The organism is Micromonospora craniellae (assembly GCF_014764405.1).
Taxonomy (GTDB): Bacteria; Actinomycetota; Actinomycetes; order Mycobacteriales; family Micromonosporaceae; genus Micromonospora; species Micromonospora craniellae.
Window position 1 is genome coordinate 631,629 of sequence record NZ_CP061725.1, and the last position, 16,145, is coordinate 647,773.

At 71.5% G+C, this 16,145-nt stretch carries 11 protein-coding genes; 8 read left to right on the forward strand and 3 right to left on the reverse strand.

Going from position 1 to position 16,145, the window contains the following annotated elements; all coding sequences use genetic code 11:
- Positions 1-42 precede the first annotated feature (42 nt).
- Complete coding sequence (locus ID554_RS02925; protein WP_147333426.1) at positions 43-543, forward strand: hypothetical protein; 501 nt, start codon at positions 43-45, stop codon at positions 541-543.
- Positions 544-914: 371 nt separating this feature from the next.
- On the opposite strand, the gene ID554_RS02930 is transcribed toward ID554_RS02925, so the two are convergent.
- Entirely contained in the window at positions 915-1,298 is a 384-nt protein-coding gene (locus ID554_RS02930) for a cytidine/deoxycytidylate deaminase family protein (RefSeq protein ID WP_117227579.1), read from the reverse strand.
- 242 nt (positions 1,299-1,540) lie between these two features.
- On the opposite strand from ID554_RS02930, the gene hrpA reads away from it, so the two are divergent.
- On the forward strand, positions 1,541-5,521 hold the full coding sequence (hrpA, locus tag ID554_RS02935; RefSeq protein ID WP_117227486.1) for an ATP-dependent RNA helicase HrpA: 3,981 nt from the start codon (positions 1,541-1,543) through the stop codon (positions 5,519-5,521).
- Here hrpA and ID554_RS02940 read toward each other — a convergent pair.
- A complete protein-coding gene (locus ID554_RS02940; protein ID WP_117227487.1) occupies positions 5,518-6,450 on the reverse strand; it encodes a LysR family transcriptional regulator in 933 nt (310 codons plus the stop codon). The two genes, hrpA and ID554_RS02940, sit on opposite strands and share 4 nt — an antisense overlap.
- Positions 6,451-6,527: 77 nt before the next feature.
- Between ID554_RS02940 and ID554_RS02945 the strand changes: the two genes are divergently transcribed.
- The 5 genes from ID554_RS02945 (at position 6,528) to ID554_RS02965 (ending at position 12,143) form a co-directional block, all read left to right on the forward strand.
- Complete coding sequence (locus ID554_RS02945; protein ID WP_223884416.1) at positions 6,528-7,220, forward strand: succinate dehydrogenase cytochrome b subunit; 693 nt, start codon at positions 6,528-6,530, stop codon at positions 7,218-7,220.
- 2 nt (positions 7,221-7,222) lie between these two features.
- Positions 7,223-9,160 (forward strand): fumarate reductase/succinate dehydrogenase flavoprotein subunit, encoded by a 1,938-nt coding sequence (locus ID554_RS02950; protein ID WP_117227488.1) that lies wholly within the window; start codon positions 7,223-7,225, stop codon positions 9,158-9,160.
- Positions 9,157-9,918 (forward strand): succinate dehydrogenase/fumarate reductase iron-sulfur subunit, encoded by a 762-nt coding sequence (locus ID554_RS02955; RefSeq protein WP_117227489.1) that lies wholly within the window; start codon positions 9,157-9,159, stop codon positions 9,916-9,918. Before ID554_RS02950 ends, ID554_RS02955 begins: the two co-directional genes overlap by 4 nt.
- A gap of 174 nt (positions 9,919-10,092) precedes the next feature.
- A complete protein-coding gene (locus ID554_RS02960; protein ID WP_223884417.1) occupies positions 10,093-10,944 on the forward strand; it encodes a serine hydrolase in 852 nt (283 codons plus the stop codon).
- Positions 10,945-10,997: 53 nt separating this feature from the next.
- Positions 10,998-12,143, forward strand: coding sequence for an MBL fold metallo-hydrolase (locus ID554_RS02965; protein ID WP_117227491.1), 1,146 nt, complete (start codon positions 10,998-11,000; stop codon positions 12,141-12,143).
- A 24-nt stretch (positions 12,144-12,167) separates the two neighbouring features.
- Here the strand turns inward: ID554_RS02965 and ID554_RS02970 are convergent, their stop codons facing one another.
- The gene (locus ID554_RS02970; protein WP_117227492.1) at positions 12,168-13,679 is read right to left on the reverse strand and encodes a deoxyguanosinetriphosphate triphosphohydrolase family protein; all 1,512 of its coding nucleotides are present in this window, start codon (positions 13,677-13,679) and stop codon (positions 12,168-12,170) included.
- Here ID554_RS02970 and ID554_RS02975 point away from each other — a divergent pair.
- On the forward strand, positions 13,678-16,125 hold the full coding sequence (locus ID554_RS02975; RefSeq protein WP_117227493.1) for a Tex family protein: 2,448 nt from the start codon (positions 13,678-13,680) through the stop codon (positions 16,123-16,125). The genes ID554_RS02970 and ID554_RS02975 overlap by 2 nt on opposite strands.
- The last annotated feature ends 20 nt before the right edge of the window (positions 16,126-16,145 follow it).

A 16,145-nucleotide genomic window follows, 5' to 3' on the forward strand; every position in this document is an offset into this window, starting at 1 on the left:
AACTACGCGGGCGCCTCTTCCGAGGCTCCGAGGTGGTGGCCCGTGGACTGCTCACCCGTACCGAGCCTGCGCAGCAAGGCCTGGCGACCGCTCTTCCGGGACATCTACGTCGACGCCCAACTCGCGGTAACGCACCGTACCCGCTGCCGCGCGGCGCGGCTGGTGTTCCCATCCGGCGCGGCGGTCGCGGGCCGCAGTGCCGCCGCGCCGTTCGGAGTCGGCGAGGTCCGTGTCGACGAACCGATAGACGTCCTGGTCCCCACCGCCCTGCGGCGCGGGCCGGTGGTGGGTCTGACCGTCCACCGCGCCGGCGTGACCGGGGACGAGATCGTCTCGTACGCCGGCATCCCGGTCACCACTCCTCGACGTACCTGCTGGGACCTCGCCCAGTGGTATCCCCTCGAAGACGCGGTCGCGACGGTGGACCGGCTGGCGTCCGCAGGTGTCGTCCGACTCGACGAGGTGGCGGACCTGGCCCGAGCATCGGGTGGCTGTCGAGTACGACGGGCTCTGGCACCACGACCCGGACCAGTTCCATCGTGACCGACGCCGCCTCAACCGCCTGCTCGGCACCGACTGGCTGGTCCTCCACGTCACCGCCAAACGTCTCCGCGACGACGTCGACGGTTCCTCACCGAACTCCGCCACGCACTGGCCCAGCGCCACCCCTGACCTCGCCCCTCCCCCCAGGCCGAGAAGGCCCCCACCCCGCCGCCAGCCTCGACCCGCTTGTCGACGGCCCCGACCTGCCCGGTGGCGTGATCGAGTGCGCTGCTGCAAGATCCGCGCAACGTCAGCGATGTTGCTGCCTCAGGCACTCCCGGAGGTGCCAGTACCAGTGAAGTTGCTCGGATCATGAGGACGCGCGCAGCGCGCGACAAGGTGGATCATCCGGGGGTGGTGGGCGGTCCCGGTCAGGGAACGTCGACGACGGTGGGCACCTCGGTCAGTGGTACGACCTGCGGGGCCTCGACCGGGCCGACGATCACCCGCAGCGCCGGGAAGTGCTCGGCCAGCAGCCGCCGGCACGGGTCGCAGGGAGCCACCAGGAGCCGGCCGCGGTCGCCCACGGTGACGATCGTCTCCACTTCGCCCGCGTTCTGGGTCGCCGCGGTGCCCACCACGACCACCTCGGCGCAGGCACCGCCGGTGGGATGTACGACGTTCACGCCGGACACGATCCGGCCGTCGACGGTGCGGGCCGCCGCCGCGAGGGTGTGGGCGGCGCTGCGGCAGCGCAGCTTGGCCACGGCACGGGCGGCCTGCACCAGCGCCCGGTCGGTGTCGCGCATCGTCATCGGCATTTCCCGTGCTCGCTCCTGCTCGGTGGTCAACGATAGAACGTCGCCGCCACCGGCTTCTGCTCGCTCTGCTCGCATCGCTCCGCTCGCCCTGTCCGGTGCGAGCACGCCCGGTGCGCAAGCACGCCGGTGTTAGGAGGGGACCCTTCCTATACCTGAGGCGTTAGGAAGGGTCCCCTCCTTTCACGTTCTAAACCAGGAGGCGGGTCGGCGGCGGGCTGCCTATCCTTGGCCACGACATGCAGAATCCAGCCACCACCGCCGCGACCGATCCCGTTCGCGAGGTGCACCGTCGTCTCTCCCCGTTGATGTTCCGTGACCAGCGTCGGCTGCGTCGGCGGCTGGACGGGTTGCGAAAGGTACGCGATCCGCAGCGTCGGGAGGAGACGCTCGCCGAGATCGTGGGCGAGGTGGCCGAGGCCGAGGGGCGGCTGGCCGCCCGGCGGGCGGCGGTGCCGGCGGTGACGTACCCGGCGCAGTTGCCGGTCAGCGAACGTGCCGCCGACATCGCGGCGGCGATCCGGGACCACCAGGTGGTGATCGTGGCCGGCGAGACCGGCTCGGGCAAGACCACCCAGTTGCCGAAGATCTGCCTGGAGTTGGGGCGTGGGGTACACGGGCTGATCGGGCACACCCAGCCGAGGCGGTTGGCGGCGCGTACGGTCGCGGACCGGATCGCCGATGAGTTGGGCACCCAGCTCGGTGACGTGGTCGGCTACAAGGTGCGCTTCACCGATCAGGTGGGCGAGAACAGCCTGGTCAAGCTGATGACCGACGGCATCCTGCTGGCCGAGTTGCAGACCGACCGGATGCTGCGCCAGTACGACACGTTGATCATCGACGAGGCGCACGAGCGCAGCCTCAACATCGACTTCGTTCTCGGCTACCTCCGGCAGCTCCTGCCGCGCCGCCCCGATCTCAAGGTGATCATCACCTCGGCGACCATCGAGACCGACCGGTTCGCCCGGCACTTCGCCGGCCCGCCGACCGAGGAGCACCCGGACGGGGCGCCGGCGCCGGTGGTCGAGGTGTCCGGTCGGACGTACCCGGTCGAGGTGCGGCACCGCCCGCTGGTCGAGATCGACGAGGGCGCCGAGGACACGGACGAGGAGAACGTCCGCGACCAGGTCCAGGCCATCGGTGACGCCGTGCAGGAGCTGGCCGCCGAGGGGCCCGGCGACATCCTGGTGTTCCTCAGCGGCGAGCGGGAGATCCGGGACACCGCCGACGCGCTGGGCAAACTGGTGCAGAACAGGCGCTCGCTGCTCGGCACCGAGATCCTGCCGCTGTACGCCCGGCTCAGCGTCGCCGAGCAGCACCGCGTCTTCGCCCCGCACAGTGGGCGGCGGGTGGTGCTGGCCACGAACGTGGCGGAGACCTCGCTGACCGTCCCCGGCATCAAGTACGTGGTGGATCCGGGCACGGCGCGGATCTCCCGCTACTCGCAGCGGCTCAAGGTGCAGCGGCTGCCGATCGAGCCGGTCTCGCAGGCCAGCGCCAACCAGCGTAAGGGCCGCTGCGGGCGTACCTCGGACGGCATCTGCATCCGGCTCTACGACGAGCAGGACTTCCTGGCCCGGCCCGAGTTCACCGACCCGGAGATCCTGCGGACCAACCTGGCCTCGGTCATCCTCCAGATGACCGCCATCGGGCTGGGCGACATCGCCGGTTTCCCGTTCATCGACCCGCCGGACCGGCGCAACATCACCGACGGCGTCAACCTGCTGCACGAGTTGGGTGCCATCGACCCGACCGAGACCGACCCGGCCCGGCGGCTGACCTCGCTGGGGCGGCGGCTCGCGCAACTCCCCGTCGATCCCCGGCTGGCCCGGATGGTGCTGGAGGGCGAGCGCAACGGGTGTGCCGTCGAGGTGATGGTGATCGCCGCCGCGCTGTCGATCCAGGATCCGCGCGAGCGGCCCGCCGACCGGCAGGCCCAGGCGGACCAGGCGCACGCCCGGTTCGCCGACAAAGAGTCGGACTTCGTCGCGTACCTCAATCTCTGGCGTCACCTGCGCGAGCAGCAACGGGCGCTGTCGTCGAGCGCGTTCCGGCGGATGTGCAAGGCCGAGTACCTCAACTACCTACGGGTACGCGAGTGGCAGGACATCGTCAGCCAGTTGCGCCAGGTGTTGCGTACGCCGAACTCGGACCTGCCGGAGGAGATCGACACGCCCCGGGTGCACCAGTCGCTGCTGCCCGGCCTGCTGTCCCACATCGGCCTGAAGGACGCCCAGAAGCACGAGTACCTGGGGGCCCGGGGGGCGAAGTTCGGACTTTTCCCGGGGTCGGCGCTGTTCCGCAAGCCGCCGCGCTGGGTGATGGCCGCCGAACTGGTGGAGACGTCCCGGCTGTGGGGGCGGGTGAACGGGCGGATCGAACCCGAGTGGGTCGAGCCGCTCGCCCAGCACCTGGTGAAACGCAGTTACAGCGAGCCGCACTGGGAGAAGAAGCAGGCGGCGGTGATGGCGTACGAGAAGGTGACGCTCTACGGCGTACCGCTGGTCACCTCTCGAAAGATCACCTTCGGCCGGATCGACCCGACGCTGAGCCGCGAGCTGTTCATCCGGCACGCGCTGGTGGAGGGCGACTGGTCCACCCACCACCAGTTCTGGCGGGACAACCAGCGGCTGCTGGCCGAGGTGGAGGAGCTGGAGAACCGGGCCCGGCGGCGGGACATCCTGGTCGACGACGAGACGATCTTCCAGTTCTACGACGAGCGGATCCCCGCCGACGTGGTCTCCGGGCGGCACTTCGACAGTTGGTGGAAGACGGCCCGCCGCGAACGGCCGGATCTGCTGACGTTCACCCGGGAGCTGCTGGTCAACGCGGGCCGGGGCAGGGTGGACGAGGCCGACTTCCCGGACTCGTGGAGCGCCGACGGGGTGAGCCTGCCGGTGACGTACACCTTCGAGCCGGGCGCCCCGGCCGACGGGGTGACGGTGGACATCCCGTTGCCGCTGCTCAACCAGGTGCCGGCGGAGAGCTTCGACTGGCAGGTGCCCGGGCTGCGTGAGGAGTTGGTGATCGCGCTGATCCGCTCGCTGCCGAAACCGGTGCGCCGCAACTTCGTACCGGTGCCGGACTACGCCCGCGCCGCGCTGGCCGCGATCACGCCCGGCGAGGAGCCGCTGCTGGACGCGTTGACCCGGCAGTTGCGCCGGATGACCGGGGTGACGGTGCCCCGGGACGCCTGGGCGCCGGCGAAGCTGCCTTCGCACCTGCGGGTCACCTTCCGGGTGCTCGGCGAGGACGACAAGCCGGTCGCCGAGGGCAAGGACCTGCCGTCCCTGCAACGCCGGCTCAAGGCGGAGGTACGCCAGGTGGTGGCCGCCGCCGCGCCGGACGTGGCGCGGACCGGGCTGGCCGGGTGGGAGATCGGCGCCCTGCCGCGCACCATCGAGCAGGTCCGGGCCGGGTACGCGGTCACCGCGTACCCGGCGCTGGTGGACGAGGGCGCCACGGTGGGCGTACGCGTGTTCGACTCGGCGGGTGAGCAGGAGGCCGCGCACTGGGCGGGTACCCGGCGGCTGCTGCGGCTGACCGTGCCGTCACCGGCGAAGTTCCTTCAGGGGCGGCTGTCCAACGAGGCGAAGCTGGCGTTGTCCCGTAACCCGCACGGCGGGGTGCAGGCGTTGATCGAGGACGCGGCCGGGGCGGCGATCGACAAGCTGGTCGGCGACGCGGGTGGACCGGCCTGGGACGCCGACGGCTTCGCCGCGCTGCGGGACACCGTGCGGGCGGGGCTGGTGGACACGGTGGTGGAGGTGATGGAGCGGGTCCGGGCGGTGCTCACCGCCGCGTACGCGGTGCAGCAGCGGCTCGGCGCGACCAGGAACCTGGCCGTGGTGGCCGCCCTGGCCGACGTCCGCGCCCAGCTCACCCGGCTGGTGCACGCGGGCTTCATCACCGAGGCCGGGTACGCCCGCCTGCCTGACCTGCTGCGCTACCTGACCGCGATCGAGCGGCGGATGGACCGGTTGGCGGCCAACCCGCAGCGGGACAAGCAGCAGCAGGACCGGATCGTGGTGGTCCAGCGGGAGTACGACGAGATGGTCGCGGCGCTGCCGGTGGCCCGGCGGAACTCGGCGGCCGTGCGGCAGATCCGCTGGATGATCGAGGAGTTGCGGGTGAACATCTTCGCCCAGGCGCTGGGTACCCCGTACCCGGTCTCCGAGCAGCGGATCTATCGCGCCATGGACGACGCGGAGAACGGCTAGGCCAGGGGTTCCACGCCGGGCGGGAGCTGCGCCCCGGCGGTGGCGGTGTGCACGTACTCCAGCAGGATGCGGCGGAGTTCGCGGCCGGCGTGGGTGGGCACCACGTCGCGGCGGCGGGCCACCGCGATGGTGCGGCGTACCCCGGGGGGTGCCAGCCGGGTGACCCGGATACCGGGCCGCCGGGCCAGCACGATGCCGGGGACCAGGGCGACGCCCAGCCCGGCCTCGACGAAGCTGAGGACCGCGTCCATCTCGCCGCCGTCGACGGACAGGGTCGGCTCGAACCCGGCGTCGCGGCACGCCTGGAGGGTGGCGTCGCGCAGGTCGTAGCCTTCGCGGAACATCACCAGCGGCTGGTCGCGCAGGTCGGTGATGCGCAGGTCGCCGCCGGTCGAGGCAGTCGGCAGCGGATCGACGGAGGCGACCACCAGGCTCTCCCGCAGGATCGGGTCGGCGCGCAGCCCGGGGTCGATGCCCTGGGCCGGCATGATGATCAACGCCAGGTCGAGGTCGCCGCGGAGCAGGTCGCGGACCAGGTCCTGCGATCCGCCCTCCTCCACCCGCAGGTCGACGGTGGGGTGCGCGTCGCGGAAGAGGCGCAGCACCGGCGGGGCCAGCGAGGTGGCCAGGCTGGGGGTGGCGCCGAGACGTACCCGGCCCCGGCGCAGGCCGACCAGCTCCTGCACCTCCCGGGTGGCCGTCTCGACGTCGGCCAGGATCCGCTTGGCCAGCGGCAGCAGCACCTCCCCGGCGGCGGTAAGGGTGATGTTCCCCCTTACCCGCTCGAACAGCGGGGCGCCGAGGCTGTCCTCCAGGGCGTGAATTTGCTTACTCAACGAGGGCTGGGTTATGCCGACGACGTCGGCCGCCTGGGTGAAATGTCGTACTTCTGCCACCGCTACGAAGTACTTCAGCTGATGGAGCTGCATCTACATAGCTTATGGCTATCAAGACTGCGGTGTCGATGCATTGGACGACTGATCAATGTGCTCCTAGCGTCGGTCGCGTGGTAGTCACGACGAGAACGCGGTCGCCCATCCGATCCAATGTCGGACTGAAGGCCGTCATGGCGGTGACGGGCATCTTCCTGGTGTTCTTCCTCATCGCGCACATGCTGGGCAATCTGAAGGTCTTCGCCGGTGACGCGTCGTTCAACGGCTACGCGCACTGGCTGCGCGAGATCGGCGGCCCGGTGCTGCCGAACGTCTGGTTCCTCTGGATCATGCGGGTCGGCCTGCTGGTCTCGGTGCTCGGCCACATCTGGGCGGCCACGGTCCTCGCGCTGCGCGCCCGCACCGCCCGCCCGGTGCGCTACGCCCACCGCAAGAAGGTCCGGGGCAGCTACGCCGCCCGCACCATGCGCTGGGGCGGCGTGATCATCCTGCTCTTCGTGATCTACCACATCCTGGACCTGACCACCGGCCACCTGAACCCGGTCGGTGACCCGTCCCGGCCGTACGCCAACGTGGTGGCCAACTTCGCGCCCGCGCGCTGGTACGTCACCCTCTTCTACACGCTGGCGATCGTCGCGCTCGGCTTCCACCTGCGGCACGGCATCTTCAGCGCGCTGCGCAGCCTCGGGCAGCAGACCCCCCGTGGCGAGCAGCGGGCCCGCCTGGTGGCGCTGACCTTCGCCGTCGTGCTCTGCGCCGGCTACCTCCTGGTCCCGTTCGCCGTACTCACCGGATTGGTGTCCTGACCATGGATCTGTTCACCGAGGGCGACCCGATCGCCGACACCCGGGCACCCGACGGGCCGATCGAGACCCGGTGGGAACGCCGCCGCTTCGAGGCCAAGCTGGTCAACCCGGCCAACCGGCGCAAGATGACCGTGATCGTGGTCGGCACCGGCCTGGCCGGCGGTGCCGCCGCCGCCACGCTCGGCGAGCAGGGCTACCGGGTCAAGTCGTACTGCTACCAGGACAGCCCGCGCCGGGCCCACTCGATCGCCGCGCAGGGTGGCATCAACGCCGCCAAGAACTACCGCAACGACGGCGACTCGGTGCACCGGCTTTTCTACGACACCGTCAAGGGCGGCGACTTCCGCTCCCGGGAGTCGAACGTGCACCGGCTGGCTGAGATGTCGGTGAACATCATCGACCAGTGCGTCGCCCAGGGCGTCCCGTTCGCCCGTGAGTACGGCGGTCTGCTGGACACCCGGTCCTTCGGTGGCGCCCAGGTGCAGCGCACCTTCTACGCCCGGGGTCAGACGGGCCAGCAGTTGCTGCTCGGCGCGTACCAGGCGCTGGAGCGGCAGATCGGCCTGGGCAACGTGGAGATGAACGCCCGGCACGAGATGCTGGAGCTGATCATGATCGACGGCAAGGCGCGCGGCATCGTCGTCCGGGACATGGTCACCGGCGAGATCAGCACCGAGTTCGCCGACGCGGTGGTGCTCGCCTCCGGCGGCTACGGCAACGTCTTCTACCTCTCCACCAACGCCAAGGGCTGCAACGTCACCGCCACCTGGCGGGCGCACCGCAAGGGCGCGTACTTCGCCAACCCCTGCTACACCCAGATCCACCCGACCTGCATCCCGGTCTCCGGCGACCACCAGTCGAAGCTGACCCTGATGAGCGAGTCGCTGCGCAACGACGGCCGGGTGTGGGTGCCGAAGACCAAGGGCGACGACCGCAGCCCGCAGGACATCCCGGAGAACGAGCGGGACTACTACCTGGAGCGGATCTACCCCTCCTTCGGCAACCTGGTGCCCCGGGACATCGCCTCCCGGGCCGCGAAGTACGTCTGCGACGAGGGCCGCGGTGTGGGCCCGACGAAGCTCGGCGTCTACCTGGACTTCTCCGACGCCATCGCGCGTCTCGGCCGCAAGGCCATCGAGGCCAAGTACGGCAACCTCTTCGAGATGTACGAGCGGATCACCGGCGAGGACCCGTACGAGGTCCCGATGCGCATCTACCCCGCCGTGCACTACACGATGGGCGGCCTCTGGGTCGACTACGACCTCCAGTCCACCATCCCCGGACTTTTCGTGATCGGTGAGGCGAACTTCTCCGACCACGGCGCGAACCGGCTCGGCGCCTCGGCGCTGATGCAGGGGCTGGCCGACGGCTACTTCGTGCTGCCGAACACGGTCGCCAACTACCTGGCCGCCGGCCCGTTCGAGCAGGTCGACGGCAGCCACCCGGCGGCCGTCGAGGCGCGTCGCGACGTCGAGGACCGGATCCAGCGGCTGCTCGCGATCGACGGCGACCGCACAGTGGACTCTTTCCACCGCGAGCTGGGCCAGATCATGTGGGAGCACTGCGGCATGGAGCGCTCCGAGGCCGGGCTGCGCAAGGCGATCGACGAGATCCGCGCGCTGCGTGACCAGTTCTGGCAGCGGGTGCGGGTGCCGGGCGACGGCGAGGGACTGAACCAGTCGCTGGAAAAGGCCGGCCGCGTCGCCGACTTCTTCGAACTGGCCGAGCTGATGTGCATCGACGCCCTGCACCGCGAGGAGTCCTGCGGCGGCCACTTCCGCGCCGAGCACCAGACTCCCGACGGCGAGGCCCAGCGCGACGACGAGCACTTCGCGTACGTCGCCGCCTGGGAGTTCACCGCCACCGGGCAGCCGTCGGTGCTGCACAAGGAAGACCTGAACTTCGAATACGTCCACCCCACGCAGCGGAGCTACAAGTGAACCTGACCCTGCGCATCTGGCGTCAGTCCGGCCCCCAGGACAAGGGTCGGATGGTGACCTACCAGGTCGAGGACGTCTCCCCGGACATGTCCTTCCTGGAGATGCTCGACGTCCTCAACGAGCGGCTCATCCTCTCCGGCGAGGAGCCGATCGCCTTCGACCACGACTGCCGCGAGGGCATCTGCGGCATGTGCGGCCTGATGATCAACGGCGACGCGCACGGACCGCAGCGCGGCACCACCGCCTGCCAGCTGCACATGCGGCAGTTCTCCGACGGCGACACCATCCACATCGAGCCGTGGCGGGCCCGTGCCTTCCCGGTCATCAAGGACCTGGTGGTCAACCGCAACTCCTTCGACAAGATCATTGCCGCCGGCGGGTTCATCACCGCACCCACCGGCAGCGCCCCGGAGGCCCACTCGGTCCCGGTGGTCAAGGCCGACGCCGACGCCGCCTTCGAGTCGGCCGCCTGCATCGGCTGCGGCGCCTGCGTGGCCGCCTGCCCGAACGGCTCCGGCATGCTCTTCACCGCCGCCAAGGTCACCCAGCTCTCGCTGCTCCCCCAGGGCCAGCCCGAGCGGTACACCCGGGTCATCGGCATGGTCGACGCCCACGACGAGGCCGGCTTCGGCGGCTGCACCAACGCGGGCGAGTGCACCGTGGTCTGCCCGAAGGGCATACCGCTGACCACCATCGGCCGCCTGAACCGCGACTACCTCTCGGCCACCACCAAGCGGAGCGACACCCCCGGCACCTGACCCCCGGCGTCTACCCCCTGGCCATGCCCGCCCAGCTGTGCCGATCATGGAGTTGCGGTCCATGATCGGCGTTCCGTCGGCCTAGGGTGTCCGTGACGGATTCCGGGCCGACGGGAGAGGACCATTCGCGAACCGGACGAACCGCGGGCTGGCCTGGGCCGGATCGCGGCACAGGTGAGGACGGCGTACCGGCGCGAGCGCACCCGGGCTGGCGGCGACTGGCAGGCGTACGTGAGTCTCGCCGGTCCGGACGGCCCGCTGGTCGCGGTGGACGAGTCGGCGGAGCAGCGGGTCGCGGCGTACAGCGTCAACAAGATCGCGGTGGCGGCGGCGGTGCTGGACACGGTCGATCGAGGTCTGCTCGCCCTCGACCAGCGGGTCGAGGTGACCGCCGAGCTCGCCCGGCCGGGCGGCGACGGCATCTTCGGGCTGGACGGCGCCTACCCCAGCCAGGTGACGCTGGGGCACGTGCTGGCGAACCTGCTGACCGTCTCCGACGACGCTGCGGTGCGGCTGTGCGCGCTGGTCTGCCCGGCCACCGAGGTCAACCGGATCCTGGCGGCGAAGGGCTTCCCGCACACGCAGGTGCGGCCGGTGGGCGACTCACCCCGGTTCCACCTCGGCACCAGTACGGCCCGCGAGACGCACGACCTGCTGTGGGCGCTCGTCGGCGGCACCCTGCTCTCCCCCGGATCGACGGAGTTCGTGCTGCGGCTGCTGCGCTCGCCGGTGGCGTACACCGACGGTGTCCGACGCACGATGTCCTCGGCCGAGCGGGCCCGGATCGCCACCAAGGCCGGCTGGTTCGGCGACGCCCGGCACGAGGCCGGGGTGATCTGCGACACGACCGGGGCGCCCCGGCTGACGTACGCCTTCTTCGCCGCCGGCCAACCGGGAGCGGACGACTTCGGTGCGACCCACGCCGCCGTGCAGGCCCGGGCCCGGCTGGGCCGACGGCTGCTGGACCTGACCGACCGGCTCGCCGCCCGTGAGCCTCACTCGCACCGCCCCGGCAACAGCGGCTGAACCCGCCGGTGGCCGACTACCGTGGTCTGCGGGGATCAGCAGAGGGGACAGGCATGCGGACGCCGAAGGAGCAGACGCGCGTCACCGGCCGACGAATCGGTGGTTCGGTGGCGGGTGTGGTCGCGTTGGCCGGGCTGGCCGGGCTGGCCTGGGCGACCCGGGGCGTACCGGCCGCGCTCGGTGGCCGACTGGCCGGGGCGCGGGCGGAGCGGGCGGCCCGGTCGCCGCAGTTCCGCGACGGGACGTTCCACAACCGGGCGAGCAGCCGGACGGCGCCCACCCCGGACAGCAACCTGTTCCGCGAGATGATCTTCGGTAAGCAACAGCGCCGACCCACCGGTGCCGTGCCGCTGGTCCGGCCGGCGCCCGCGCCGGACGTCGACCGGGCCCGCGAGTTGAACCTCGTCTGGTACGGCCACGCCTCCACGCTGATCGAGATCGAGGGCCGCCGGGTGCTGCTCGACCCGGTCTGGAGCGACAGGTGCTCGCCGTCGGACGCGGTCGGTCCGCGTCGGCTGCACGAGCCCCCGGTACGCCTCGACGAACTGCCCCAGCTCGACGCGATCCTGATCTCCCACGACCACTACGACCACCTCGACATGGCCACGGTGCGGGAGCTGACCGCCCGACAGTCGGCACCGTTCCTGGTGCCGCTCGGGGTCGGCGCGCACCTCGACCGGTGGGGGGTGCCGCCGCACCGGGTGATCGAACTGGACTGGTCGCAGACGCACCGGATCGCCGACCTGGAGATCACCTGCACCGCCGCGCAGCACTTCTCCGGCCGGGGGCTGCGCCGCAACGGCACCCTGTGGAGCTCCTGGGTGGTCGCCGGTCGGCAGCGGAAGGTCTACTACACCGGGGACTCCGGCTACTTCGACGGGTACGCCGAGATCGGGGCGGCGTACGGGCCGTTCGACGCGACGCTGGTGCAGATCGGCGCGTACGACCGGGCCTGGCCGGGGATCCACATGTTCCCGGAGGAGGGCGTCGCCGCCCACCTGGACCTGCGCGGCGGGCTGTTCGTGCCGGTGCACTGGGCGACGTTCAACCTCGCCATGCACGACTGGTCCGAGCCGGTGAACCGGCTCTGGGCCGAGGCGAAGGCCCGCGACGTGCGGCTGGCCGTGCCCCGCCCCGGCGAACGGGTCGTGGTCGACGACCCGCCGCCGGTCGATGGCTGGTGGCAGGCGGTCGCCTGACCCCTCCTTGCATCACCTCACACCTCAGAGGACGAAGGCGTCGGTCCAGAGGGCGCCGGAACGGCCGGAGAGGGCGTCCAGCATCGCCACCGCCTGGCCGTCGGTGAGCTGGGCGACGAAGTCCACGATGGCGCGGCCCCGTGCCTTGCCGAGCCGGTCCGGCGTACGCGGGTGCAGCTCCGCCTCGGCCAGCTCCACCAGGTCGTGCAGCCGCCGGGGCAGGCGGGACTCCTCCTCCGGGTCGAGCAGCCACTCCAGCAGCGCCTCGACCAGGGTGCCGAGCAGCCGGGCCTGGCCCCGCTGGTGCAGCGCCAGGTCGGGGCGGGCCAGCACGAAGCGGTGGTGGACGAACTTGAGCACCTGCGCCTCGTGCCACTGCGCCGGGGCCAGCAGCACGTGACCGGAGCGCATCCCGGGCTGCTCGACCACGGTGATCGCGTCCACGAATCGGGTGGTCCACCGGGCGGAGAAGCGGGCGACGTACTGCTCCGCCTCGATCGAGCCGTCGAACGGTACCGCCAGCAGGCCCTCGACCAGCTCCTCCCGGACGTGTTCGACGGCCGCCGCGAAGGCGTCGTCGTCGGCGATCCAGGCGTCCTTGCGGTGCAGTTGGCGGCGCAGCCGCTCGATCGCCGAGCCGGGCCGGCGGGCGGAGGTCTGCAACGCCGCGTCGGTGATGGCCCGCAGGCTGCCGCCCTCCCGCTGCCAGGCCATCAGCTCGGCGGCGACCGCGCCCTGCTGGAGCACCCCGACCCGATAGAAGTCCTCCACGTCGTGGATGGCGTACGCGATGTCGTCGGCGGTGTCCATCACCGACGCCTCGACGGTCTGCTGCCAGTCGGCGATCCGTCCGGCGAACGGCGCCCGCGCCTGCCGAAGGTCCTCCAGCTCGGTGCGGTACGCCCCGAACTTCGCCGAGCCGCTGTCCGGGTCGTCCGGCGGCGGGGTGGCCCCGCGTGGCGGCGGGTCCAGCAGGCGCGGGTGGGGGTCGGGGTGGTCGAGCCGGGTCCACGGGTACTTCAGCATCGCGGCCCGTACCGCCGCGGTCAGGTCCAGGCCGGTGGTGGCCGCGCCACGGATCTCGGTCGAGGTGACGATCCGGTACGACTGGGCGTTGCCCTCGAAGCCGTCGGTGAGGCCGAGCCGGTGCCGGGCCAGCCGGTCCAGCACCCGTTCGCCCAGATGCCCGAAGGGCGGGTGGCCGAGGTCGTGGGCGATCGCGGCGGCCTCCACCACGTCCGGGTCACAGCCGCCCAGCTTCTCCACCAGGTCACGCTGCCACCCGTCGGCGGTGAGCCGTTCGGCGATCGCCCGGGCCACCTGAGCGACCTTGAGGCTGTGCGTGAGCCGGTTGTGCACCAGCAGGCCGGAACCGCCGGGGCTGACCACCTGGGTGACGCCACCCAGGCGGGTGAAGAACGGCGAGCCGACGATGCGGTCCCGGTCCGCGCGGAACGGGCTGGTCGCGAGGTCGCCGAGGGTCCGTGCGCTGCCGCCGAAGAGGCGTCGGGCGCGCGGCTCCACAGGTGGTTCCATGATCGCCACGGTAGCCCGGCAGAATGCAACACGGAACCCACACCAGAAGGCGGAGCCCATCGTGACCCTCTCAGTTGATCAGCGCATCGCCGAGGAGCTCGGCGTCGCCGAGCGCCAGGTCCGCGCGGCCGTGGAGCTGCTCGACGGCGGCGCCACCGTGCCGTTCATCGCGCGGTACCGCAAGGAGGCCACCGGGCTGCTCGACGACACACAGCTGCGTACGCTTGAGGAGCGGCTGCGCTACCTGCGTGAGTTGGACGAGCGGCGGGCGGCGGTGCTGGAGTCGATCCGCTCTCAGGGCAAGCTGGACGAGGCCCTGGAAGCGCAGATCATGGCGGCCGACTCGAAGTCCCGCCTGGAGGACATCTACCTGCCGTACAAGCCCAAGCGGCGGACCCGGGCGCAGATCGCCCGCGAGGCCGGGCTGGAGCCGCTGGCCGAGACGCTGCTCGGCGACCCGTCGCGGGACCCGCGCGACACGGCGGGCGGCTACGTCGACGCGGACAAGGGCGTGGCCGACGCCGCCGCTGCGCTGGACGGGGCGCGGGCCATCCTGATCGAGCGGTTCGCCGAGGACGCCGACCTGATCGGCACGCTGCGCGAGCAGATGTGGTCGCGCGGCCGGCTGGTGGCCCGGGTACGTGAGGGCCAGGAGTCGGCCGGGGCGAAGTTCGCCGACTACTTCGACTTCGCCGAGCCGTACCCGAAGCTGCCCTCGCACCGCATCCTGGCCATGTTCCGGGGCGAGAAGGAGGGTGTGCTCGACCTGACCATGGACCCGGAGGCCGACGGCGACATCGATGCGGCGGTCACCGGCCCGACCCGGTACGAGGCGGCGATCGCCGGCCGGTTCGGGGTCACCGACCAGGGGCGGCCAGCGGACCGGTGGCTGGCCGACACGGTGCGCTGGGCGTGGCGTACCCGGATCCTCATCCACCTCGGCGCCGACCTGCGGATGCGGTTGTGGCAGGCGGCCGAGGAGGAGGCCGTCCGGGTCTTCGCCACCAACCTGCGTGACCTGCTGCTGGCCTCGCCGGCCGGGGCCCGGCCCACCATGGGTCTGGACCCGGGGCTGCGGACCGGGGTGAAGGTGGCCGTCGTGGACGCCACCGGCAAGGTGGTCGCCACGGACACGATCTATCCGCACGAGCCGCGCCGGCAGTGGGACGCCTCGATCGAGACGCTGTCCCGGCTCGCCGCAGCACACCGGGTGGAGCTGGTGGCGATCGGCAACGGTACGGCCAGCCGGGAGACCGACAAGCTCGCCGGTGACCTGATCAAGCGCTTCCCGCAGCTCGGGTTGACCAAGGTGATGGTCTCCGAGGCAGGTGCCTCGGTCTACTCCGCCTCCGCGTACGCCGCGCAGGAGCTGCCCGGGATGGACGTGTCGCTGCGCGGCGCGGTCTCCATCGCCCGCCGGTTGCAGGACCCGCTCGCCGAGCTGGTCAAGATCGACCCGAAATCCATCGGCGTCGGGCAGTACCAGCACGACCTGTCGGAGGTGAAGCTCTCCCGGTCGCTGGACACCGTGGTGGAGGACTGCGTCAACGGCGTCGGGGTGGACGTGAACACCGCGTCCGCGCCGCTGCTGACCCGGGTCTCCGGGATCGGCGCCGGGCTGGCCGAGAACATCGTGCTGCACCGGGACGCCAACGGGCCGTTCCGCAGCCGCTCCGACCTGCGCAAGGTGCCCCGGCTCGGGCCCAAGGCGTTCGAGCAGTGCGCCGGCTTCCTGCGCATCCCCGACGGCGACGACCCGCTGGACTCCTCCAGCGTGCACCCCGAGGCGTACCCGGTGGTGCGCCGGATCCTGGCCAGCACCGGGCAGGACCTGCGGACGTTGATCGGCCGGTCGACCATCCTGCGCGGGCTGCGGGCCACCGACTTCGTCGACGAGACGTTCGGTCTGCCCACGGTGACCGACATCCTCGCCGAGCTGGAGAAGCCGGGGCGGGACCCGCGTCCGGAGTTCCGGACCGCCACCTTCGTCGAGGGGGTCGAGAAGATCGGCGACCTGACCCCGGGGATGGTGCTGGAGGGCGTCGTCACCAACGTGGCCGCGTTCGGCGCCTTCGTCGACGTCGGGGTGCACCAGGACGGCCTGGTGCACGTGTCGGCGATGTCGCGCACGTTCGTCAAGGACCCGCGCGAGGTGGTGAAGTCCGGCGACGTGGTGAAGGTGAAGGTGCTGGACGTGGACGTACCGCGCAAGCGCATCTCGTTGACCCTGCGGCTGGACGACGACGCGGATGCCGCCCGGGGCAGCCGGGACGTCGGCGGACAGAGCGGACGCGGGCAGGGCAGTGCCGGGCAGGGCGGACGCGGCGGCGGGCGTGGTGACCGGGGCGGGCAGCGCGGCGGGCCGCAGCAACGGCAGGGCCGGGGTCCGTCCGGGCCGGCGAACGACGCGATGGCCGAGGCGTTGCGCCGGGCCGGACTGGCCTGAGTCCTCCCCCGGCGGGCGGC